15 protein-coding genes are annotated in these 23613 nt (G+C 39.1%); 7 read left to right on the top strand and 8 right to left on the bottom strand.

Going from position 1 to position 23613, the window contains the following annotated elements:
* The first annotated feature begins 35 nt into the window (after window positions 1-35).
* The 3 genes from WG906_RS07900 (at window position 36) to WG906_RS07890 (ending at window position 5141) form a co-directional block, all read left to right on the top strand.
* The gene (locus WG906_RS07900) at window positions 36-1058 is read left to right on the top strand and encodes an exonuclease domain-containing protein (protein ID WP_339992028.1); all 1023 of its coding nucleotides are present in this window, start codon (window positions 36-38) and stop codon (window positions 1056-1058) included.
* A 179-nt stretch (window positions 1059-1237) separates the two neighbouring features.
* A complete protein-coding gene (locus tag WG906_RS07895; protein WP_339992027.1) occupies window positions 1238-2149 on the top strand; it encodes a hypothetical protein in 912 nt (303 codons plus the stop codon).
* Window positions 2150-2255: 106 nt separating this feature from the next.
* Window positions 2256-5141: a TonB-dependent receptor gene (locus tag WG906_RS07890; RefSeq protein ID WP_339992026.1), complete on the top strand. Its 2886-nt coding sequence runs from the start codon at window positions 2256-2258 to the stop codon at window positions 5139-5141.
* Window positions 5142-5197: 56 nt separating this feature from the next.
* Here the strand turns inward: WG906_RS07890 and queG are convergent, their stop codons facing one another.
* The 8 genes from queG to WG906_RS07850 form a co-directional block, all read right to left on the bottom strand.
* A complete protein-coding gene (gene queG / locus WG906_RS07885) occupies window positions 5198-6142 on the bottom strand; it encodes a tRNA epoxyqueuosine(34) reductase QueG (RefSeq protein ID WP_339992024.1) in 945 nt (314 codons plus the stop codon).
* A gap of 110 nt (window positions 6143-6252) precedes the next feature.
* Window positions 6253-7431: an acyl-CoA dehydrogenase family protein gene (locus WG906_RS07880; RefSeq protein WP_339992023.1), complete on the bottom strand. Its 1179-nt coding sequence runs from the start codon at window positions 7429-7431 to the stop codon at window positions 6253-6255.
* Window positions 7432-7492: 61 nt separating this feature from the next.
* Window positions 7493-8257, bottom strand: a complete 765-nt coding sequence (locus WG906_RS07875) for a polyprenol monophosphomannose synthase (protein WP_339992022.1) — start codon at window positions 8255-8257, stop codon at window positions 7493-7495.
* An 86-nt stretch (window positions 8258-8343) separates the two neighbouring features.
* Window positions 8344-10104, bottom strand: a complete 1761-nt coding sequence (locus WG906_RS07870; protein WP_339992021.1) for a peptide MFS transporter — start codon at window positions 10102-10104, stop codon at window positions 8344-8346.
* Window positions 10105-10124: 20 nt separating this feature from the next.
* Entirely contained in the window at window positions 10125-11693 is a 1569-nt protein-coding gene (locus tag WG906_RS07865; RefSeq protein WP_339992020.1) for a peptide MFS transporter, read from the bottom strand.
* Window positions 11694-13898 (bottom strand): S9 family peptidase, encoded by a 2205-nt coding sequence (locus WG906_RS07860; protein ID WP_339992019.1) that lies wholly within the window; start codon window positions 13896-13898, stop codon window positions 11694-11696.
* Window positions 13899-13978: 80 nt separating this feature from the next.
* Window positions 13979-14893 carry a hypothetical protein gene (locus tag WG906_RS07855; protein WP_339992018.1) on the bottom strand — a complete coding sequence of 305 codons (915 nt, stop codon included), beginning with the start codon at window positions 14891-14893 and terminating at the stop codon, window positions 13979-13981.
* 4 nt (window positions 14894-14897) lie between these two features.
* A complete protein-coding gene (locus WG906_RS07850) occupies window positions 14898-16076 on the bottom strand; it encodes an acetyl-CoA C-acyltransferase (protein ID WP_339992016.1) in 1179 nt (392 codons plus the stop codon).
* A gap of 122 nt (window positions 16077-16198) precedes the next feature.
* On the opposite strand from WG906_RS07850, the gene WG906_RS07845 reads away from it, so the two are divergent.
* The 4 genes from WG906_RS07845 to WG906_RS07830 all read left to right on the top strand — a co-directional run bounded on the left by WG906_RS07845 (window position 16199) and on the right by WG906_RS07830 (window position 23340).
* The gene (locus tag WG906_RS07845; protein WP_431844469.1) at window positions 16199-18274 is read left to right on the top strand and encodes an HD family phosphohydrolase; all 2076 of its coding nucleotides are present in this window, start codon (window positions 16199-16201) and stop codon (window positions 18272-18274) included.
* A gap of 221 nt (window positions 18275-18495) precedes the next feature.
* Window positions 18496-20589 (top strand): phosphate acetyltransferase, encoded by a 2094-nt coding sequence (gene pta, locus WG906_RS07840; RefSeq protein WP_339992015.1) that lies wholly within the window; start codon window positions 18496-18498, stop codon window positions 20587-20589.
* Window positions 20590-20653: 64 nt separating this feature from the next.
* A complete protein-coding gene (locus WG906_RS07835; RefSeq protein ID WP_339992014.1) occupies window positions 20654-21856 on the top strand; it encodes an acetate/propionate family kinase in 1203 nt (400 codons plus the stop codon).
* A 185-nt stretch (window positions 21857-22041) separates the two neighbouring features.
* On the top strand, window positions 22042-23340 hold the full coding sequence (locus WG906_RS07830) for an L-lactate MFS transporter (protein WP_339992013.1): 1299 nt from the start codon (window positions 22042-22044) through the stop codon (window positions 23338-23340).
* The last annotated feature ends 273 nt before the right edge of the window (window positions 23341-23613 follow it).

Genomic DNA, 23613 nt, shown 5'->3' with positions numbered 1-23613 from the left:
CAAAGCTTTTTTACCACCTTTGTTTTCAAATAAATATGAAATTAAATCTCACACGTCCGCTTGCATTTTTTGATCTTGAAGCAACAGGTTTAAATCTGGGTACTGACAGAATAGTAGAAATTGCGATTTTAAAAGTGCTTCCTGATGGTTCTCAGGAAATCAAGTGTATGCGAATCAATCCTGAAATTCCTATTCCGTACGAAATATCTTTGATTCACAATATTTTCGAAAAGGATATTCAGGATGCTCCAAAATTTAGAGATGTAGCGCAGGAGCTTGCTGATTTTTTAAGAGATTCGGATTTGGCAGGTTACAATTCCAATAAGTTTGATATTCCTTTGCTTATGGAAGAGTTTCTGCGGGCAAAGGTTGATTTTGATTTAGAGACCAGGCGCTTTGTTGATGTTCAGAATATTTTCCATCAAATGGAGCAGCGGACTTTAAAAGCAGCCTATAAATTCTATTGCGGAAAAGATATTGAAAATGCGCATTCTGCTGAAGCTGATATTCGCGCCACCTATGACGTTCTTCTGGCACAGTTAGAAAAATACAAAGACACCGAGTGGGAAGATAAAAAGGGGAACAGGTCTGTGCCTGTACAGAATGATATTGATGCTTTACACTCATTTACAAACTTAAGCCGTCCGGTTGATTTTGCCGGAAGGTTAGTTTTTAATGAGGAAGGAATTGAAGTATTTAACTTCGGTAAACACAAAGGGAAATGCGTAGAGGAGGTTTTTACTGCCGAGCCCAGCTATTATGCCTGGATGCAGCAGGGTGACTTTCCTTTATATACCAAACGTTGCCTGGAAAAGATCTGGGTACGCTGGAACAATAACAAAAAGATTATAATCAAACAACATACAGAAAAAACGATTTCGGTAGAAATTCAGGATAAAAGTCAGGTTCAACAAACCCAGCAAAAGGCTGTAAATAATAAAAAAGAATATAACCATCCACCAAAAAGGGATAATAATCATCAACCTAAGACAGAGGAAAAAGCGGCTCCCTTAACTACGGATATGCTCGAACAGCTAAAGCTGAAATTTGGTAAATAGATTCAAAAAAATAAACTGAAATAAACAAAGGCATCTGGAGACAGATGCTTTTTTCGTTTTGCGAAAAAAAGAAATCGCTAAAATACAGCCTTTGGTATCATTTCTCCCTTTGGAGGTATCATTTATATTTTTAACGTTTTAAGTATTGTTATCATTGTGTATCCAAAGAAATATAAACGATGAATACTAATCAGCTCTCTCCCAGGATCCTTATCTGTACTTTGCTTTTGTCAGGGTTATATACTATCGCTTTCGCCCAGAAAACTCCAAATATTCAGGATAACCCGGTATGGGCTTCAACACCAATAAAAGTTGACGGGAAAATCACTGAAGATGTTTTTCAGGCATCCAACAAAAGCACGTTGATATCATATACCATGTCTAACGACGATAAGAACCTGTATCTGGTTATTAAGTCTACAGACAATATAAACAACAATAAAATAATGATGGGAGGGATCACACTTACCATTAATACCGACGGAAAGAAAAAAGAAAAAGAAGGGTTTGCGATTACTTACCCGGTAATCGTCAGACAGCAAAGGCAAAGGGGGCAAGGTGGCCAGGGCGGACAAGGAGGACAGGGTGGTGGACAACGTCAGCAAGGACAAGGTGGATTTGGCCAGGCGCAAGGCGCATCTGCGGATTCAGCAATGTTAGCAATGCGCAAACAGCAATTGGCCGCTGTTAAAGAAATTAAAGTTTTAGGATTTAAGGATATTACCGATAGTCTGATTTCAATATACAATGAATATGATATCAATGCTGTAGCAAAATTCGATGATAAAGGAGCTTTTGTATATGAACTCGCTGTTCCGTTAAAATCGTTGGGCTTAACATTAAACAGTAAAGAATTCGCTTACAATATAAAAATAAATGGTCGTCAGTTTGGCGGCGGCGGACAAGGTGGTTTTGGCGGGGGAGGCCAGGGTGGTGGCTTTGGCGGTGGCGGACAAGGCGGTGGTGGACAAGGCGGTTTTGGCGGAGGCGGTCAAGGCGGCGGCTTCGGCGGCGGTGGAAGGGGAGGTTTTGATCCTTCGGCACTTCTTCCTACCGATTTTTGGGGTAAGTATACATTAGCTAAGAAATAATACTAAGCAGTAACATAATGAAACCATCATGAGCATACCGCTTACCAACAGCAATGAATATATGCTCATGATAGCTTCATCTCCTTTAAAAAACAATTGTATTCTAATGAAAAAGATTTTTATTCTCCTTGCAGTTATTTTCCTCACGGGTAAAATATACGCTCAAACCCCTGCCGCACCCGGGCGTGAAGTAAGTGGTATTGTTAAAGACAGTACAGATAACGGAGTTATCGGTGCCGTTGTAGTATTAACTACCGGAACAGATTCTATTAAAAGAGTCACCAGTAATTCGGGGGTTTTTGTATTTAAGGATGTAAAATCGGGGCAGTTTACTATTTCTGTTAGAAGTATAGGCTACCGCAGTTTCAATAAACGCTTTCTTTATAATGATGGAGCGGCTAAACTGGTTCTGGATCCTATCATTTTAAAGGAGACTTCGAATTTGCTAAATACGGTAACTATAAACGGAGCCCCTGCTATTGTATATAAAGAAGATACTGTAGAATACAGAGCAAGTGATTACGTGGTAAAGCCGAATGCTACGGTAGACGAACTTCTTAAGAAAATGGAGGGTGTAGAAGTTGGAGCTGATGGCACCGTAACGCATCAGGGTGTCGATGTTCAACGATTAAGGCTTAATGGTAAGGATTATGCCGGCGGTGATGTGGCAACAGCCATTCAGAGCTTGCCTGCAGATATAATTGAGAAAGCGCAATTTGTAGACGATTTTGGGAACGAAGCGGCACGAACAGGAATAAAGGATGGTGAGCCAACTAAAGTTTTAAATTTAACTACAAGGAGAGATCGTTCAGTAGGGAATAATGGCCGGTTAATAGCAGGTCTGGGCAATAATGAACGTTACGGTACCTCAATCGGCGGAAATCGTATCAACGGGAATCAGCAAGTTAATGTTAATCTGACTTTTAACAACACAGTAACCGGTGTTGCCGGTGGCGGTGGATTTACTGGTGGCGGCGGAGGATTTTCTGGCGGAGGACAAGGTGGTGGTGGACAAGGCGGCGGAAGGCAAGGCGGAGGGGCCGGCGGACAAGGCGGAGGTTTCAGCGGAAACCAGGGTGGAGGTTCAAGCGGCGGAATAAATCAAAGTGGAGGAGGATCTATAGGATTTCGTGACCAGTTCGGGAAAAAGATTAGTTTAAATACCAGTTATTCCTATCGTTTTAACGATAACAATTCCACTAATCTTAGTAATTCGGAACGCTATAGTATTCTTGTGGATAATAATTCTGGTGATACATCAAGGGTAACCACTTTCCTTAATACACAAAACGAACGCGGGAGAAACGACAAGACTAATACATTTAGTTTTGATTTGGAGTATGAGATTGACAGCGCTAATTTTCTGCGTTTTTCGCCGAGTGTGAGTTATGTCACGTCTCTTAATAATTCGTTTACTAACGAAGCTAAAACAGGCTACCAGCATCGTGTAGACTTAGGTACCAATAATCAGACGACTACTACTCCTAATTTTGGCGGGAGTTTAATTTATCAACACCAATTTTTAAAACGTGGGAGAAGTGCTTCTTTAAATTTAGGCAGGGACGACAACAGTACGGAGGCAGAAACAGATGTTGATGCGATCGTTCAATTGTTCAATGATAATGTTCCTCTTCCGGATTCAACCGTGAGAAGATTGGTGCTCAGTAAAAACCTGCGAAATACCAGTTCAGCCAGTTTTACCTTTACTGAGCCATTAAAATTAGTTCAGGGAAATACTTCAAGGTTACAATTCAATGTAAGTATTAATCAGCGCCAATATGATAATACCAGGTTTACAGACAATATAATAACCGGGGCACCTGTAAGGGTAGATTCTTTAAGTAATATTTTTAATTACAGCTTTACAACTACCAGATTCGGCTTGAATTATAATGTTAGAAAAACAAAATATAATAGTTCACTGGGTATAACCGTTGTACCAAGTGTTCTGCAGGGTACTAAAGAGCATCTCGGAATTTCTCTGAAGAGAACAAATTTAACGATGATTCCCATAGCTAATTTTGAATACCAGCTATCCCGTACTCACAGACTTGGTATCCGATATAACGGGTCACCGCAGGAACCCACTTTTGACCAGATTCAACCCGTTAGGGACGATACAGATCCCAATAATCCAAAAGTCGGAAATAAAGATTTGAAGGTGGCTTTTAATCATAACGTAACAGCTAACTATAACAACTTTATAGCAAACAAAAATCTGACTTTGTTCGCGAATATTACAGGTACCACTAATCCAAACCGGGTAACCACCAATATCGTAGAGTATTTTAAACCTGAGGATTTGGATAGTACTGACTTGATCCGGGAAACCAGGTATGTGAATTTAGACGGCGCACATAGTTTCAGCGGCAATTATGGTATATCGAAAAGCTTTGCCAAGCGTAAGTATAAATTGGATTTTAATGGTTCAATACGTTATAATAAATCTGTATCAATGAGCAACCAGATTATTAATAATGGCAGATCCTGGAATTTTAATGAGCGCGTCGCTTTGCAGATTAATCCGAATAACTGGTTAGAGTTGAATCCAAACGTTAGTTATAATGTCACAAAGGCTAATTACACCATATCAACGAATAATAATTTAACGAAAACACTGGCAATAAGTGGTGATGGCAGGCTATATGTTCTAAAAAGAAATCTTTTAAATTTCAGCGCCCGGAAAAACTTTGTTAGTGGAATAAATGCCAATGTTACCAATAACCCATTTGTAATTAATGGATCTATTGAACGTCAATTTTTCAAGAGGAATAATGGTTCTTTAGGTATTCAGGCGTTCGATGTACTGAATCAAAATAATTTTGTTACACGGACTATCGGTGAAAATGGATTTACTGATACTAAATCAAATGCTTTGAGCCGTTATTTTATGATCAATTTCAGATGGACACCTCAAAAATGGACAGGGACTCCTCCTTCAAGAAACGGAAGACAAATTAACCGCAGAGGCGACGGAAGCTTCATAGAATAAAGATTATTATACCTATTGAATGATCGAAAAACGGCCATATGGCCGTTTTTTTCTTTTTAGAGGGCTTCCCTGCTTTTTAAAAAATCGATATTTCTCTTTAACCCTGAATATTTTGTCCTTTTCACAGGCGACTTTTGAAATACTTTCTTGAACACATCTTCTGTGATTTCTTCCCAATCGCGTGCAGTCATTTGCAGCAGTTCAGAGTTTGGCTGAAACGCAGTTTCATTATGTAAGGTAGAGAATCGGTTCCATGGACAAACGTCCTGACAAACATCGCAGCCGAACATCCAGTTATCCATTTTGCCCTGAAACTCTGCCGGGATTTCGTTTTTCAATTCTATGGTGAGATAAGAAATGCAACGACTTCCATCCACGATATATGGCCCGACAATGGCATCGGTAGGACAGGCATCAATACAACGGGTACAGGTTCCGCAATGATCTTTTGTGGACGGGATATCATATTCGAGTTCAATATCTACAATCAATTCGGCCAGGAAAAAAAATGATCCTGCTTCTTTGTTAATCAGATTTGTGCTTTTTCCAACCCAGCCCAGTCCCGATTTTTTTGCCCAGGCTTTATCAAGCACTGGTGCTGAATCCACGAAAGCACGTCCGCCTACTTCTCCGATTTTTTCATTAATTACCTGCAGGAGTTCTTTAAGTTTTTCTTTGATTACTGTATGATAATCGGTGCCGTAAGCATATTTGGAAATTTTAGGAGCATCGGGATTAGCCTGAATGCTATTTGTATAATAATTTAAACCCATAGAAATTACCGACCGGGCACCTTCTACAAGCTTTGTGGGGTCAAGCCGTTTATCGAAATGGTTTTCCATGTACGCCATTTCGCCGTTGAAGCCCTGTTTAAGCCAGTTCTCCAGCCGCGGCGCTTCTTCTTCAAGAAATTCAGCCTTGGCAATACCGCAAAATAAAAACCCAAGTCGCTTTGCTTCGTCTTTTATTATCTTACTGTATTTCTGCCTGTCCGGAAACATTCTGCAAAGATATAGGGATTTTATGGATACTACGTAAAGGGCCCTTAATTATCCCCTCAACCGGTGTAATCCTTCTCATCAGTGTAATCCCCTTAATCTGTGTAATCCTTTTACTCAAACGCACTAATCCCCGTAATATCCTGCCCGGTTATTAATAAATGAATATCATGGGTTCCTTCATAAGTAATTACCGATTCAAGATTCATCATATGACGCATAATTGAATAGTCTCCGGTGATGCCCATAGCACCAAGAATTTGCCGGGCATCCCTGGCTATGTTTATAGCTGTTTCTACGCTGTTACGCTTAGCCATCGATATCTGGGCAGGCGTGGCACGGTTCTCGTTCTTAAGTACGCCCAAGCGCCACACCATTAACTGAGCTTTCGTTATTTCGGTAATCATTTCAGCAAGTTTCTTTTGCTGCAGCTGAAATCCGGCTATGGGCTTGTTAAACTGGATTCTTTCTTTAGCATAACGTAAAGCTGTATCGTAACAATCCATAGCAGCTCCTAATGCTCCCCATGCTATTCCATATCTTGCCTGGTTCAGGCAACTTAATGGGCCTTTCATGCCGCTTACTCCGGGAAGTATATTTGCTTTGGGTATTTTAACATTATCAAATACCAATTCTCCTGTTGCAGAAGCTCTTAAGCTCCATTTATTATGAGTTTCGGGCGTGCTGAAACCTTCCATGCCCCTTTCTACGATTAAGCCCTTTATCTCATTTTGTTCGTTTCGTGCCCAAACTATCGCGATGTCTGCAAACGGGGCATTTGAGATCCACATTTTAGATCCGTTCAGAATAACAGAATCTCCATCCTCCCGAAAATTTGTAGTCATGCCGGAAGGATTAGATCCGAAATCGGGTTCGGTTAAGCCAAATGCACCCATCAATTCGCCGGAGGCTAGCTTTGGGAGATAGTTTTGTTTTTGTTGATCGGAGCCAAATGAAAAGATCGGGTACATAACCAGCGATCCCTGAACGGATGCTGTAGAACGAATGCCTGAATCACCGCGCTCAAGTTCCTGCATCATTATGCCATAGGCGATATTATCCAGACCTGCTCCGCTATATTCCTGTGGAATTGTTGGTCCGAAAGCTCCTATCTGCGCAAGACCATGAAGTAAAATTTTAGGAAATTCTGCTTTTTGAGCATAATCCTCTATAATGGGACTTAACTCTTTTTTTACCCACTCTCTTACTGTTTCCCTTATTAGTTTGTGCTCTTCTGTGAGTAAGTCATCAAGCAAATAATAATCCGGAGAGGTATAGAGATCTTTCTTCATACAGCTTATGTGAGGTTGTATTAAAGATAAGAAATTGCATCAATTAAGAGTAATAAAGACTTCAGACAGGAACTTCTGACTTAGAGTTTGAATGAACTTTCGGATATTTCCTGAACCAGCTTCTCATTTTCATTTCTATAACCCCTAAAAATGCTTCTCTGAAAATATGTGTACTCATTTTAGAAGTACCTTCGGTTCTGTCGGTAAAAATAATAGGTACTTCTATCACTTTAAATCCATGCTTTATCGCTGTGAATTTCATTTCAATTTGAAAGGCGTATCCTACAAAGCGGATATTATCTAAATCTATAGTTTCCAGTACAATTCGACGGTAACATTTAAAGCCGGCAGTGGCATCCTGTATCGGGATGCCTGTAATAAATCGAACATACACAGAAGCGAAGTAAGACATTAAAACACGGCTCATAGGCCAGTTTACCACATTTACCCCTTTAATGTATCGTGAACCAATCGCAACATCAGCCCCTTGAATACATGCCTCCCGCAATTTAATTAGGTCGTTGGGATTGTGGGAGAAGTCTGCATCCATTTCAAAAATAAAATCATAATCATGTTTGAGCGCCCATTTAAATCCAAAGATATAGGCAGTACCTAACCCTTGTTTTCCGGCTCGCTCTTCGAGATAAAGTTTTCCGGCGAATTCTCCCTGCAGATGTTTAACAATTTCTGCCGTCCCATCCGGCGAGCCATCATCGATAACCAGAATATGAAAAACATGTGTTAAGGAAAACACCTTGCGGATAATTTTTTCAATATTTTCCTTTTCGTTATAAGTGGGGATGAGTACTAAGCTATCGGATAACACAGTTGGTTTTAAAGAGGTAAAAGTAGGGTTAAAAACAGAGAAAAAGAAAACCCCTGACAGAACCAGGGGTTAAAAATTGTTAATTATTAATGGACTCCGTGCATAAGCCTTTTTAAGAGGGGAGTTAAAAGCATTATTAGTAAGCCTATAACTACGGGTATTAAAGTGAAAATCAGAAAAAATGTTGTCATTGAATATTGCGCAGTGATCTCATCAATCATTCCACCCAGAGTACCGGCGATTTTATTTCCTATAGCTATAGCGAGGTACCAGATACCAAACATAATGGCAATCATACGTCCCGGAACCAGTTTACTTACATACGATAAGCCCACCGGTGAAATACACAACTCACCCATAGTATGAAAGAAATAAGCAAGTACCAGCCAGATCATACTTACGGACGCAACTTTAGCTCCTGATGGAATAGTGCTTGATCCATAGGCAAGTACAGCAAAACCAATCCCTAAAAGGATCATACCCAAACCATTTTTATAAGTTGCAAAGGGATTGTATTTGCTTTCCCAAATTTTGGAAACCATCGGTGCGAAGGTGATGATGAATAAAGAGTTTAATACACCAAACCATGTGGCCGGAACTTCTGCCTGTACGTCATTATACTGATTTTTTAGCATGTAAATAACAATTCCCCAGATCAGGAGAAAACCCGTGGCAAGTATGATATTGCCTAAAGCAAATCTTCCAAACGTTTTCCTGAACAGCATAATCAGTACGTAAGAAATAATTGCAAGTGGTATTACTGTGATTAATGTATTTACAACATTGAATGCTATTTTGGAGTTGCCTTCCAAGATTCTTGCTGTATAATCTTTTGCGAAAATAGTCATCGAGCCGCCAGCCTGTTCAAAGGAGGCCCAAAAGAAAATAGTTATAAAGGCGAGAATGATTACGGCAATCATTTTGTCGCGAAGTACCGGTGTGTACTGGCTAATCCTTTTTATCAGGATAAAAACAAACAGGATTAATGCTATTATAATCGCAAAGTTGCTGCCGCTTAAATCGCCGATAGTAAACCTAAATAGATTGAATGAAGTGATTTTAGAAAGTGGGTCGTTAATAACCCATACTAGACCAGTGATTGAAATAATTCCGATAAGTACCAGGTCTAATTGTGAAAATGGATTGCGGGTTATTTCATCAGCATGCTCCTCCTCACTATTTTCTTTATCAGTAACAGGCTTCAATCCAATAGTTCCAAAAATATTTTGAGTGAAATAAAACTGAAGCATGCCAATAAACATAAATACTCCGGCCAGTCCGAAACCATAGCTCCATCCCCAGTTTGGATTTTCACCGATATAGCCACAAAGTAACATTCCTAAAAATGCCCCTGCATTAACGCCCATGTAAAAAATAGTATAAGCTCCATCCTTTTTCTCCGGGTGTTTTTTATACATTTCCGATAAAACGGAAGTCATATTTGGCTTGAAAAAACCATTTCCCATTACTAACAGAATAAGCCCGAGATACATAAAAGCAGGATGGAACTCCATTGCCATGGATAAATGCCCCATTGTCATAAGAGATGCTCCGGCAACCACGGCCCAGCGGTAGCCAATTATTCTGTCGGCGATATAACCTCCCAAAATTGGTGTCAAATAAGCGAGGGATGTATAGGATCCGTAAATAGCCAGTGCACTTTCCCTTGGCCAGCCCCAGCCTGGATTATTACCAAGAATGGAGGAGGTTAAAAAGAGTACCAGCAAGGCTCGCATACCATAATAGGAAAACCGCTCCCACATTTCGGTGAAGAAAAGTACAAACAATCCTTCCGGATGCCCTAAAACTTTTGAGTAGAATAAATTGTCATTGGTTTGATTTGACATATAGATTATTTAGAAAATAATTATTTAATATCGCCCATTAACTTTTTAATTAGCGGTGAAACTGCTATCATTAAAACACCGGCAATTAATGCATAAACAGCCAGCTGTTTATACCCGTCTGTATAAGTTATTAATTTTTGAAATACGGAGTCATTTTCATCTCCCTGGGAAATTCCTGCTCCAATGATTCCTGCGGCATATTGACCATATGCACTAGCCAGAAACCACATACCCATCATTACACCCTGCAGTTTTGCCGGCGCAAGTTTCGTCATTGCAGATAAACCAATAGGCGACAGGCAAAGTTCACCAAAAGTAATTACCAGGTATGCAAGGGTGAAAACATCCAGCGAAGCTATTCCCTGTGAACTGGCAAAAAAACGGGTGGTATAAAAAATATAAAACGCGCCGGCCAGAAATAAAAAGCCCAATCCGAATTTTATAATTGTATTTGGTTCAATCCTCTTTTTATCCATGGCAACCCATATTAAGCCTAACAAAGGAGCGAAGATGATTACGAAGAGTGAATTTGCTGCATTATTGACACCATTTGGATCTACGGCAACGCTCCCCAACAGTTTATTATCAAGGTTATAAGCGGCAAATAAACTTAAAGAGCCGCCGCTCTGCTCGAAAAATGCCCAGAAAAAAATGGAGAAAATTATGAAAAACAAGGCTGCAAAAAGTTTTTTTCTTTCTGCAGAATTGTATTTCCGCATTTCATAGAAAAGGTAAATTAACGTTGCCGGACCAATGATATACATAAACCAATCGGTATACCGGGTTTGCGCTACCATTATCATGATTACAGGTATGACCGCTATTGAACCGATATAAACGGCATAGGTATGCCAGTTTTTATTATGTGGCCTTTCTGAAATTATTGCAGCTTGAGTAGGTGCGGTGCTGCCAATGCTTTCTGTAAGTATAGGTTTTACGAGCGAACCGTTCGCAGGAGCTAAGCCAATTGGCCCCAGGCTTTTTTGTGTAAACAAAAAGGTTAGGAGACTAATAGTCATTACTATTCCGGCAAGACCAAATGCCAAATGCCAGGAATATTCTTTTCCAATGGTTATACATGCATATCCTCCAATCAATGCACCGATATTAATTCCCGAATAAAATAAGGAAAAACCTGCATCTCTCCTTGAATCATTGGCTTTATATAATGATCCTACCATTGTAGAAATATTTGGTTTGAAAAACCCTGTTCCAACAATAGTAAAGCTTATGCCCAGAAAAAAGAACTGATGCGGATCATAGGCAAGAATACCACTCCCGATGATCATTAAAATACCTCCCCAAAACAGAGATCTTCTAAATCCCAGAATTTTATCTGCAAAAAGTCCGCCTATGAAAGTGAAAGCATACACAAATGCCTGTGTGGCGCCATATTGTAAATTTGCGGTATCCTGCTTCATTAATAATTCTGTTACCATGAAGTAGATAAGCATTCCTCTCATGCCGTAAAAACAGAAGCGTTCCCACATTTCGGAGAAGAATAAATACCAGAGCTGTTTTGGATATTTACCTTTAAAATTCTGAATGATTTCCAGCGAAGGGTGAGAAGGATCTGCTATTTCCGTCATTTATAAATTTTTGAGAATAAAATCAGTCATTTTTGTATAAAGATGAATACTTGTGTTGCCTCCATAAATACCGTGGTTTTTGTTCGGATAATATGCCTGTTCAAAGGGCTTATTCGCCTGAATCAAAGCTTCAGACAACATTACGCTGTTTTGAAAATGAACATTATCATCGCCTGTGCCGTGAATAAGCAGAAATTTACCCTTTAAGCGATCCACAAAATTTATCGGTGAATTATTGTCGTAACCATCAGGGTTTTCCTGCGGGGTTCTCAGATATCGTTCAGTATAAATGGTGTCGTAAAACCTCCAGGTTGTTACCGGTGCAACAGAAATAGCCATTTTAAATACATTTTCACCCTTGGTAATGCATAGCGCAGCCAGGTATCCACCGTAACTCCAGCCCCAGATACCTATTCGTGAAGGGTCTGTATAGCTTTGCCTGGCAAGCCATTTAGCCGCTTCAATCTGATCAAGAGTTTCATACTTCCCCAAAAGCTTATAAGTCATTTTCTTGAATTCGGCACCTCTGAAACCAGTTCCTCTATTGTCAACACAAGCCACAATATAACCTTTTTGTGCAAGTAAATTGAACCAAACGGGTCTTGAGCCGCCCCATGCATCTGCAACATTTTGACTCCCGGGGCCACCATAAACATACATTAAAACAGGGTATTTTTTGCCAGGGTTGAAATCCGGAGGTTTAATCATATACCCGTTTAATTCTACGCCTTCAGAGGTTTTAAATTTAAAGAACTCTGCTGGTTTGATAGTATAGTCTTTAAGTGCTTGTTTAACTTTCGTATTTTCTTCAAGTACCCTGACTACCTTCCCGTTTTTTTCATTTAATGTTATAAATGGAGGATTGTTTATTGTTGAATTACTCAGTATATAAAAACTAAAATCGTTGCTGAAGGAAACCTCATTTGTTCCCACATTCGTGCTGATTTTTGTTTTATTTGAACCATCCAGTTTTATGGAGTACACATTCCGGCTAAGGGGGGAGGTTTCAGTCGATTGATAATAGACTACACCATTGTTTTCATCAATTCCATACACATCGGTCACTTCCCAGTTTCCACGGGTTAACTGTTTAATGATTTTTCCATCAAGATTATACAGATAAATATGGTTAAAACCGTCCCGTTCACTTAAATTTATAAACTGCTTTCCGTTCTTCAAAAAGCTTATACGTTCCTGCTCGACATCAATAAAATACTTGTCTTCTTCAGTTAAAACAACTTTCGAGCTGCCTGTTCTGGCATCGGCTATAAGATAGTCGAGTTTGTTTTGATGCCGGTTCATTCTTAAAACCAGTAAAACATCAGGATTATTGGTCCATTTTACCCGTGGGATGTATTGATCCGGCTCTGCGCCGGTATTTACTTTTTTAGTATCACCTATAGATAAATTATAGACATAGACACTAACAAGCGAATTTTTCTCCCCTGCTTTAGGGTATTTGTATTTATATTCTGTAGGATAGAGCTGGTTAAATAACGTCATAGAATATTCCGGTACTTCAGTTTCATCGAACTTGTAGAAGGCGATTTTATTTCCGTCGGGGCTCCAGTAAAAAGCACGTGCGAAGGAAAACTCTTCCTCATATACCCAATCTGACCGGCCGTTTATAATGCTGTTATTACGACCATCTTTAGTGATTTTATTTTCAGTTCCGCTTGAAAGATCCTTAATGAAAATATTATTATCTCTTACAAAAGCAACCTTGCTTCCATCAGGGGAGAACGTAGGGAATAATTGTTTTCCGTTAAGTGAAACCGGAATAATTTTTTTGGAAGCGATATCAAAAACGTAATAATTTGCACGTGATGAATGACGATAGATAGGCTCTTCACCACTTGAAAGCATAACTTTGCTTTCATCGTTACTAAAATCGGCGCTTATTTCAAGGGTGTCGCTATTAACTATAAGATCCGTTTCTTTAAACAGTACCTTGATTTCGTTGCCCGTACTATAACTATTTTGAGCCAGGTATTTTCTGCCTGTTATATCGTACTTAACGGAGACATAACTTTTACCATCTTTCATAGACGGTAAAGACTGGATGGTTTTCGCCGAAAAGACGCCGTCTTTAAAAATATCCTGCAGCGTAATTTCTTTAACTGTTTGTGCAGTTGTATTGATCGAGAGAAATAAAAGGGAGATTAGAAAATGGAGTGCACTGTTTGATCGTAAGCTATGCGTCATAAACACAGATATAAAAAGAGGCCATTTAATCTCACAAATTAATTAAATAAAGCATTAAATTATCTATAAACCATATAACGCTATTTTAGTTTGTTAACCACATTTTTTGATGGTTTTTTAGGGTCATTATAAATTTCATCAGTTTCTGAGGGAGAGTTTTTTAACTGAAGGTCTGAAACATATTTCCATCTTCCGTTAACAAGTTTGTATCCATCGTATGACATGTCGGGTCCGAATAGCTCAGGTTTATCCTGCAATTTAGGATCGGGTGGAGCAAGGTGATCAAAAACAATTGTTCCTTCTTTCGGAAGATAGTTCAGCATAAAAGAAACCTGTCTGTTATACTCATATACGATGCGGTTTTTCCCTGAACGTTCTTTATCTCCGTCAAAAACAGGCATGCCGAATACTGCTTTATTTTCTTTAAATGAGAGAACTTCGATAACCTTCTTTGTTGACTTTACATTGTTACCTTTCCAGCCCAGTAAAATATAATATGGCGTACGCACATTATAAAGAACGGGAATGATCTTATAGTACTGCGAGCCATACCAGTTCTCATTGGAAGTGATGGTGTCCTGAGGTTTTTTGTAAGTGTGGGTATTATCCACCAAAGGGAACATTTGCAGTTTCCCTGAAGGATTATTCATTTGAACAGTACCGTAATACCGGTAGCTGCCATCCTGGTTCATTATGTGCCAGGTAAAAAGCCTGAATCGGCGATCTGGAGATGTAAGTACTGATATGGTTTTTAAAGAATCAAAACTGAAATTAAAGGAGTTTGGAAGCTTTAACGCACTGACCAGGGTTTTCACCATGGTATAATTGGCATTGTATCGCTCGGGTTCTGCCGGACTGTTTATCACCTTAAAACTTAAAGCCTTTAAGCTGTCGAGGTAAATGTTAAATCGTTCCTTTGTATTAACTGGTACAGAATGCTGCGCTTTAATTGTTAAACTGATGAAAATCAGTATTGTCGAAAAGATAGACTTCATTTATTTAATTTACATTTTCAATTACCATTGCACTTGCGCCACCGCCACCATTGCAAATTCCGGCAACTCCTATTTTTGCCTTCTTTTGGTTCAGAATATGGATCAGTGTTACCATAATTCTTGCTCCGGAAGCACCAAGCGGATGGCCGAGAGATACAGCTCCCCCTTTTATATTCACTTTTGATGAATCGATATTTAATAATTTATTATTTGCCAGTGAAACTACCGCGAAAGCCTCATTGATTTCAAAATAATCGACTGCAGAAATATCGATGCCGGCCTTTTTTAAAGCCAGGGGAATAGCTTTGGAAGGAGCAGTTGTGAAATTTTCCGGACTAAGTTGCGCGTCAGCATAACTGATAACTTTTGCCATGGGCTTTAAACCTAGTTCCTTCATTTTGTCGCCACTTATTAATACCAGTACAGCAGCTCCGTCGTTTAACGTAGAAGCATTGGCCGCGGTTACTGTTCCTTCTTTTTTAAATACCGGCTTTAAAGAAGATACTTTGTCAAAAATAACCGTTGCTGGTTCTTCATCAACAGCCACTGAAGTTTTTTCACCTTTTTTACCTGATATTTCAACAGGAATTATTTCCTCGTTGAAGGTTCCATCCGATTGCGCCTTTTGAGATCGTTTATATGATTCGATAGCGAAATTATCCTGATCTTCACGGCTGATATTATTATCGCAGGCGCATTGCTCAGCAGCTGCGCCCATATGAAAGTCGTTGTAAACATCCCATAGGCCATCTTTTATCAGCCCGTCGACCAATTGACCATGACCTAATTTATAACCGTTTCTGGCTTTGTCCAGATAAAAGGGAACATTGCTCATGCTTTCCATTCCTCCCGCTACAGCGATATCTATGTCTCCTAAAGCGATTCCCTGGGCAGCCAGCATAATCGCTTTCATACCAGAGGCACAAACTTTATTGACAGTAGTGGCCGGAATGTCGGGTAATCCCGCGAATTTTGCCGTCTGCGTGGCCGGAGCCTGCCCTAAATTGGCCTGCAATACATTTCCCATGAAAACCTCCTGTACCAGGGCGGGATCTATTTTTGCTTTCTCTAATGCTGCTCTAATAATCACAGCGGCAATTTGGGTCGCAGATAAAGAAGATAAGCTTCCTCCAAAACTTCCTATCGGGGAGCGGACAGCGGATAAAATGTAAACATCTTTCATAGGATAATGCTGCTGGACCTGAATAATAAACGATATTATTAATCGATACGTATAAGCTACTTTTGTACTAAGTTAGCTATTTATGAAAACTTATTTATTTTTGATAGAATTAGAATCAGGCTGTGGCAAAATTTAAAAAAAATTCTCATCTCATTTTATACCGGAAGTATTCATCTTCATCGAAGTATGTAATGATGATTTTATGTGTTCTGGTAATTTCTACAATTTTACCCAAGCATGCACGGTTTAGATTTGAGTATGAAAAAGGAAAGATATGGCAAAATAAAGATTTGATATCGCCATACAGTTTCGCCATAGAAAAAACTCCGGAAGAAATAAATGCAGATAAAGCTGAGGTGTTAAAATCTGTTCTGCCTGTTTATCAAAACAATTTACAACTTGTACAATCAGAGCTTGAAGGGTACGCAACAGATTTTGATCTTAAATGGAACACTTCAGGAGTTAATCCCAGACTCAAAGATGTTTACAAGGAGGTAGGGTTGGCTATTTTAACAGATGTTTATAGCCAGGGCGTGATGAGTTTAAGCAAGAAGTATCAGCTCTATGCAACTCATTATAACTTTAATCTGATAACAGGGAATATTGCAAAACAAGTAAATTCTCTTGAGGTATTAAGTACTGATAGTGCGTTGAAATATGCAGAGGATCAATTGCAGATCCATCAAAATATCACAAACAAGGCATGGCTGCTGGATATAATCAGTGATCATATCCAGCAGAATTATTTATACGATGAACAGTTAAGTGATAAAATAGAAGATGAAGCATTAAATAATATTTCATTGACCAGAGGAATGGTTCAGAAAGGTGAACTGATTGTTTCTAATGGTTTGGTAATAACACCTGAGATCTTTCAAAAACTGGAATCCCTAAGAGAAACGTATGAAGATGACGCAAAAATTAACGGCAATAAAAAGCTGATTTTTTTAGGGCAATTTTTGCTGGTTGGTCTTGTCGTGATCTTGCTGATCGTTTTCTTATACCTCTTCAGAAAGGATATTTATAGTGATAACCGCCAGCTGTCGTTAATTCTTTTGGTTATAACGAGTATGCTCATATTTTTAACCTGGGCCATTAAGCTTAAAATACCGAGTATTTACTACATACCCTATTGCATAGTTCCGATAATTATCCGGATTTTATTTGATACCCGCCTTGCACTCAATATTCATTTACTGGTTGTATTAATTGCCGGATTTGTTGTTTCAAATAGTTTTGAATTTGCTTTTTTGCAAACTATTGCCGGAATCACTGCCATTTACAGTATAAAAAATCTTGTAAAGAGAGAGCAGTTTCTCATTTCAGCATTATTAATATTAAGCAGTTATTTCGTAGCTTATTTAGGCATATCACTGCTTCGAAATGGTTCATTGCTTGCCATAGAATGGCTTAATTTCGTTCCCTTTATATTCAGTGTTTTATTATCACTTTTAGCTTATCCGCTAATTTATGCTTTTGAACGTGTGTTTGGGATAACATCTGATGTTACTTTGATGGAGATGACCAATACCAATTCAAAGCTTCTGAGAGAGTTATCATATAAGGCTCCCGGCACATTTCAACATTCTTTACAAGTTGCAAACCTTGCAGAAGCTGCGATTTTTAATATTGGTGGTAATGCTTTGCTGGTTCGGGCGGGCGCCTTATACCACGATATCGGAAAGATGGAGAATCCACAATATTTTATTGAAAATCAGAATAAAGGAGGTAACCCTCACGATAATTTATCTTATGAAGAAAGTGCCCAGATCATTATCAGGCATGTTAATAAAGGAGTCGAAATAGCCCGGAGAAATAATCTTCCCGAACTCATTATCGATTTTATAAAAACACATCACGGAAATACCAGAATGGATTATTTTTATCAGTCATTTCTGAAAAATTTCCCTGAAAAATTTATCGATGAAAATATCTTCCGATACCCGGGACCTATTCCTTTTTCCAAAGAAACAGGCGTATTAATGCTCGCAGATTCTGTAGAAGCCGCAAGCAGAAGTTTAAAAGAGCCCGATGCTCAAAGTATTAGTTCCCTTGTAGACAGAATTATAGACTATAAACTGGATCAGGGACAACTTAATAACAGTAACATTACATTTAAGGACCTTACAGTAATAAAATCAATATTTAAAAGCATGCTGATGAGCATCTACCATATCCGGCTGGATTATAATATTTAGGGTCAGCGTACCGGTATTGAATTTTTTAGGTGCTGAAAGCTCATCGGTAAAACTGATGATGATCATTTTAAGTTTTGACATGAGTCACTTAAAATAAAGAGTATAAAAATGAGATTTGGAAATTATTGTAAAAGATGAAACTCAGGGCGATAAGCTGAGTTATCCCTTCGCAATATTATTTATAAGTATTAAAATTTTAAAGATCTCGTCGATCAATTCACATGACTAAAACAATTTTTATAGCATCAGCAGAACCTTTCAGTGGAAAATCTATCATTGCTTTGGGTTTAGTTAATATGTTACTGGGTAAAGCTCAAAAGATAGGATATTTCAAGCCCATCATAAACCATGATCCTAATGAAAAAAAAGATGTTCATATCCAAACCATTATAGAGCATTTCGGTCTGCCCATTAATTTTGAGGATGCCTATGCGTTTACCCGTCAGCAAGCAATGGGGCATCTGGAAAGTGAAAGTCAGGGTGAAATGATCGATACAATTATCAGTAAGTTTAAAAAACTGGAGGAAAATTACGACTTCACTATTTTAGAGGGAAGCGATTTTGAAGGCGAAGGTGCTGCTTTTGAGTTTGAATCGAACATAAAAATCGCTAAAAACCTGAATGCCCCGGTTATTCTTGTCGTATCCGGAGAGAAAAAAACTACTGCGCAGGTTGTTAATGATGTTTTAAATCTGTTACGGAACTTCCTTGCGCGCGAAGTACAGGTACTGGCTATTGTGGCTAATAAAATTGATCCGGAACAGGTTGACGACGTGCGTTTGATATTAGGCAGCCAGCTTCCCGAAGACACAATTTTAGCGGTAATTCCTGCAGATAAGGGCCTGCAGAACCCTACAATAAAGGATATTTATCAGCATCTTGGCGGGAAGCTTCTTTTCGGTGAAGAATATCTCTCCAACCAGGTGGATAATTTCGTAACGGGCGCTATGCATGTTCCCAACTTTTTAAATCACATAAAAGAAAATGTTCTGATTGTTACTCCAGGCGACCGCGGAGACATAATTATAGGATCTTTACAGGCCAATTTATCAACCAGTTATCCCAAAGTAGCAGGTATAGTTTTAACTGCTGGTTCAGAACCTGAAGAGCCGATTGTGCGACTTATTAATGGTCTCCAAAATGTGGTGCCAATCATTTCCGTTCAAACCGGAACTTTCCAGACCATAACTGAAATTGCGTCTGTTAAACCTCGTATCACCACAGAGAATGTAAAAAAGATCCAGCTGGCAATAGATACCTTCAATAAGTATGTAGATGTTCAGTCATTAGATGAAAAGATTATTACTTACCAGTCGGATGGTATGACCCCGCACATGTTCCAGTACCAATTAGGTAAATGGGCAAAACGGAAGATAAAAAATATAGTTCTTCCGGAAGGGAATGATGACCGGATTTTAAAAGCTGCCGGCCGTTTAATTGCTCAGGAGATCGTTACGCTAACCTTATTAGGCAATCCGGTAGAAATCGGTGCTTCAGCAAAACGATTGGGCCTTAATCTGGATGAACGGGTAAAAGTGATTGATCCCGCAAATTCAGAATACTACACGGATTATGTTGAGACTCTGTATCAGTTAAGAAAAGATAAGAACGTTACCTTAGAGATGGCACGGGATTTAATGACCGATGTATCTTATTTTGGTACCATGATGGTTTTTAAAGGGCATGCAGATGGCATGGTTTCCGGAGCAACTCATACAACGCAGCACACGATCAGACCAGCGCTGCAGTTCGTTAAAACTAAACGAGGTATTTCTACTGTGTCGTCGGTGTTTTTTATGTGCCTTGAAGATCGTGTTTCAGTTTTTGGAGATTGCGCGGTGAATCCGAATCCCACTGCCGAGCAACTTGCTGAAATAGCGATCTCATCCGCTGAAACCAGCAAACGTTTTGGTATCGAGCCCCGTATTGCCATGTTATCCTATTCTTCAGGAACATCCGGCGTGGGTGAAGATGTAGAAAAAGTTCGAAGGGCTACAGAAATAATAAAAGAAAGACGACCTGATTTGAAGGTTGAAGGACCGATTCAGTATGACGCCGCCGTTGATCCGGTTGTCGGAAAGCAAAAAATGCCGAGTTCTGAAGTAGCCGGACAAGCCAGCGTACTTATTTTCCCTGATTTAAATACAGGAAACAATACATATAAGGCTGTACAGCGAGAAACTGGGGCTTTAGCAATTGGTCCCATGTTACAGGGGCTTAACAAGCCGGTAAATGATTTAAGCCGGGGCTGCACCGTTGATGATATTTTTAATACCGTAATAATTACCGCTATTCAAGCTCAAGAGGAGGCATAATAGCTTTTTTTAATTTTACTTTTACTTTTTACTTTTTAATTTTTCCTTTTTAATTTTCCTTCCCATGAACATATTTGTAATCAATTCGGGCAGCAGCTCTATAAAATATCAGTTTTTTAAAATGCCGTCTGAACAGCCAATATGCAGCGGATTAGTAGAAAGAATTGGCCTGGAAAGCTCTGTGATAACTCATAAAGTTTATACAGAGGGGGAAGAAAAAGTGGTTACCCGTATCCTTGATTTACCCGATCATGAAGCTGGAATGATTGAAGTAGGTCATTTATTGACTGAGCCGGGCATAGGAGTTATACAAAACCCAGAAGAGATTGAAGTAGTTGGTCACAGGATTGTGCATGGCGGGGAAAGCTTTTCAAAAACTACCATTATCAGTGATGAAGTGAAAGCGGAAATAAAAAAACTATTTCCTCTGGCTCCTTTACATAACCCAGGTCATTACCTGGGAATAGAAGTGGCTGAAAAGATTTTTACCAGGGCAACCCAGATCGCTGTATTTGATACGGCATTTCATCAAACAATGCCCGAAAAAGCCTATCGCTATGCAATACCAGTATCTTATTATAAGGATTATGGCATTCGGGTGTATGGTTTTCATGGAACAAGTCATAAATATGTTGCTGAACAGGCATCGCAATACCTAAGTAATCCTGAGGCCAAACTGATTACAATTCATTTAGGAAATGGTTGCAGTATGGCCGCAGTAGATGGGGGAAAATGTATTGACACGAGCATGGGACTGGGACCTTTAGACGGCTTAATTATGGGCACCCGAAGCGGGAATATTGATGCGTCGGTTGTTTTTCATCTGGTATCACATTTAGGTTACGATATTGAACAAGTAAGCAATTTACTGAATAAGCGCAGTGGTATGCTTGGTTTAACTGGTTTTAGTGATATGCGTGATATTACCAAATCGATGAAAGACGGTGATGAAAATGCCAGGCTTGCTTATGAGATGTATGCCTACAGGATCAAGAAGTATATCGGTTCTTATACTGCTGCACTGGGAGGACTTGATGCCATAATTTTTACTGCGGGAGTAGGGGAGAATGATGCCTATACCCGGGAGCTTGTTTGTGAGAATATGGAGTTTTTCGGGATTAAAATGAATATTGAAAAGAATGCTCAAAGATCTCCGGGGATAAGGGAAATAAATACTCCTGATTCAAGAACTAAAGTTTTGGTTGTTCCTACAAATGAAGAGCTGGAAATAGCCAACCAATGTATTAGCTTATTGCAGTATTCGTAATAATAATTCGAAATAGGATTGAGAAAGCTGCCATTGTGCAGCTTTTTTTATGAAATAAGATTCTTTGTACAGAAAATTCTCCGCTCTGATTTATTAGAATGTCAATCAATTTTTATCGTGATTGAGATCACCTAATATCAGTTTAAGCCTGTGTTACTTTGCGTCATAAATTTATCGTTAAAGATATGAATACAGTAAAAAACAGGTGGCTCATTGCTGCTTCAGCAGTAGGGATTCATATATCAATCGGCTCGGTTTACGCATGGAGTGTGTATACAAGACCCTTGATAGAGAAATTCGGATGGGGATTAAAGGAGACTCAATTTACTTTTAGCCTGGCAATATTTTTTCTGGGTATTTCGGCCGCATTTTTGGGCCGTTTTATAGAAAAGCTAGGTCCGAAAAAATCTGGAGTAATGGCTGCAGTTTTCTTCGGTTTAGGTATAATAGGATCCGGTTTGGCCATTCAGCTGGGCTCGTTGCCACTATTATATTTTTCCTATGGTGTATTGGGGGGCATAGGTTTGGGGATAGGTTACATTACACCAGTATCCACCCTGCTTAAATGGTTTCCGGACAAACCAGGGCTGGCTTCCGGACTTGCCATTATGGGCTTCGGATTCGCTGCCTTAGTTAGCGGACCACTAATTGTTGAAATGATATCTTCTTTAGGTATTGCAAATACCTTTTTCATTATGGGAAGTGTTTACTTTGTGATAATTTTTCTTTCATCCCAATATCTTTCATCCCCGCCGGCAGGCTGGTTCCCGAAAGGAATGAAATCTGAAGCTGAATCTGGAAAAAAAGTATATACATCTGATGTCATTCAATTAGGAGCCAATGAAGCGATTAAAACAAAACGGTTTTGGTATTTGTGGGCAATGTTTTTTATCAATATAACATGCGGAATAACAATAATATCAGTTGCTTCTCCCATGGCCCAGGAATTTACCGGCATAACTCCTGTCGCTGCAGCAGCTATGGTTGGTATTATGGGCTTGTTTAACGGAGGAGGAAGAATCGGCTGGGCCGCATTTTCAGATTTCATTGGTCGGCAAAATACATTTACACTGATTTTTGCTTTGCAGATAGCTGCATATTTTCTTCTGCCGGGTTTGCATAGTGCATTTTTATTCCAGGCTGTTATATTTTTAATTATTTCCTGCTATGGCGCAGGATTCTCTACTGTTCCTGCTTATATCGGAGACATGTTTGGTACTAAAGAGCTGGGGGCCATTCTTGGGTATCTGTTAACTGCCTGGGCTGCGGCCGGACTGGCAGGGCCTTTGTTGGCAGCAACAATCCGCACGGCAACAAACAGTTATGACGGAATCTTATATGGTTTTGCAGCCTTATTAGTTCTGGCTTTCGCATTTTCTTTCTTAATACGGTTAGAAATTAAAAAACTAAATGCAATTAAAAAACAAGTTGTTGAACCAGAGATTGAGTACGAGGATGTTTATTTACCCGAGTTTGTAGATTAATCCAGAAGTTTTTCCTAAAATTTTTCAATAGACGGTTAGTTGGTTAGTAAAAAGCACCCGGGAATCCCTAAAAACCCGGGGCTTTTTCATTTAATTTTAAGTTAGAAAATTCAGCATTGTCAAAGCATTAATTTATTATCCATAAGAGCGTATAAATTATGAATTCGGTAATAAATTAATTCGATATCGACTTATTTTGTAAAAATTTGATCGATTTTAAATCAATAGCTAAATCACTATTCTTCGTGATGCAAGTCATGTTTATCATGGGAA

This window comes from Pedobacter superstes, from assembly GCF_037622515.1.
Lineage (GTDB): Bacteria > Bacteroidota > Bacteroidia > Sphingobacteriales > Sphingobacteriaceae > Paradesertivirga > Paradesertivirga superstes.
Note: the sequence above shows the minus strand (reverse complement) of the source record. Positions and strands in the feature narration are given on the sequence as shown.

Coding starts and splice junctions, on each gene's coding strand:
- WG906_RS07900 (WP_339992028.1), top strand. CDS start 36: ATGAAATTAAATCTCACACGTCCGCTTGCATTTTTTGATCTTGAAGCA.
- WG906_RS07895 (WP_339992027.1), top strand. CDS start 1,238: ATGAATACTAATCAGCTCTCTCCCAGGATCCTTATCTGTACTTTGCTT.
- WG906_RS07890 (WP_339992026.1), top strand. CDS start 2,256: ATGAAAAAGATTTTTATTCTCCTTGCAGTTATTTTCCTCACGGGTAAA.
- queG (WP_339992024.1), bottom strand. CDS start 6,142: ATGTTTCCGGACAGGCAGAAATACAGTAAGATAATAAAAGACGAAGCA.
- WG906_RS07880 (WP_339992023.1), bottom strand. CDS start 7,431: ATGAAGAAAGATCTCTATACCTCTCCGGATTATTATTTGCTTGATGAC.
- WG906_RS07870 (WP_339992021.1), bottom strand. CDS start 10,104: ATGTCAAATCAAACCAATGACAATTTATTCTACTCAAAAGTTTTAGGG.
- WG906_RS07865 (WP_339992020.1), bottom strand. CDS start 11,693: ATGACGGAAATAGCAGATCCTTCTCACCCTTCGCTGGAAATCATTCAG.
- WG906_RS07860 (WP_339992019.1), bottom strand. CDS start 13,898: ATGACGCATAGCTTACGATCAAACAGTGCACTCCATTTTCTAATCTCC.
- WG906_RS07855 (WP_339992018.1), bottom strand. CDS start 14,893: ATGAAGTCTATCTTTTCGACAATACTGATTTTCATCAGTTTAACAATT.
- WG906_RS07850 (WP_339992016.1), bottom strand. CDS start 16,076: ATGAAAGATGTTTACATTTTATCCGCTGTCCGCTCCCCGATAGGAAGT.
- pta (WP_339992015.1), top strand. CDS start 18,496: ATGACTAAAACAATTTTTATAGCATCAGCAGAACCTTTCAGTGGAAAA.
- WG906_RS07835 (WP_339992014.1), top strand. CDS start 20,654: ATGAACATATTTGTAATCAATTCGGGCAGCAGCTCTATAAAATATCAG.
- WG906_RS07830 (WP_339992013.1), top strand. CDS start 22,042: ATGAATACAGTAAAAAACAGGTGGCTCATTGCTGCTTCAGCAGTAGGG.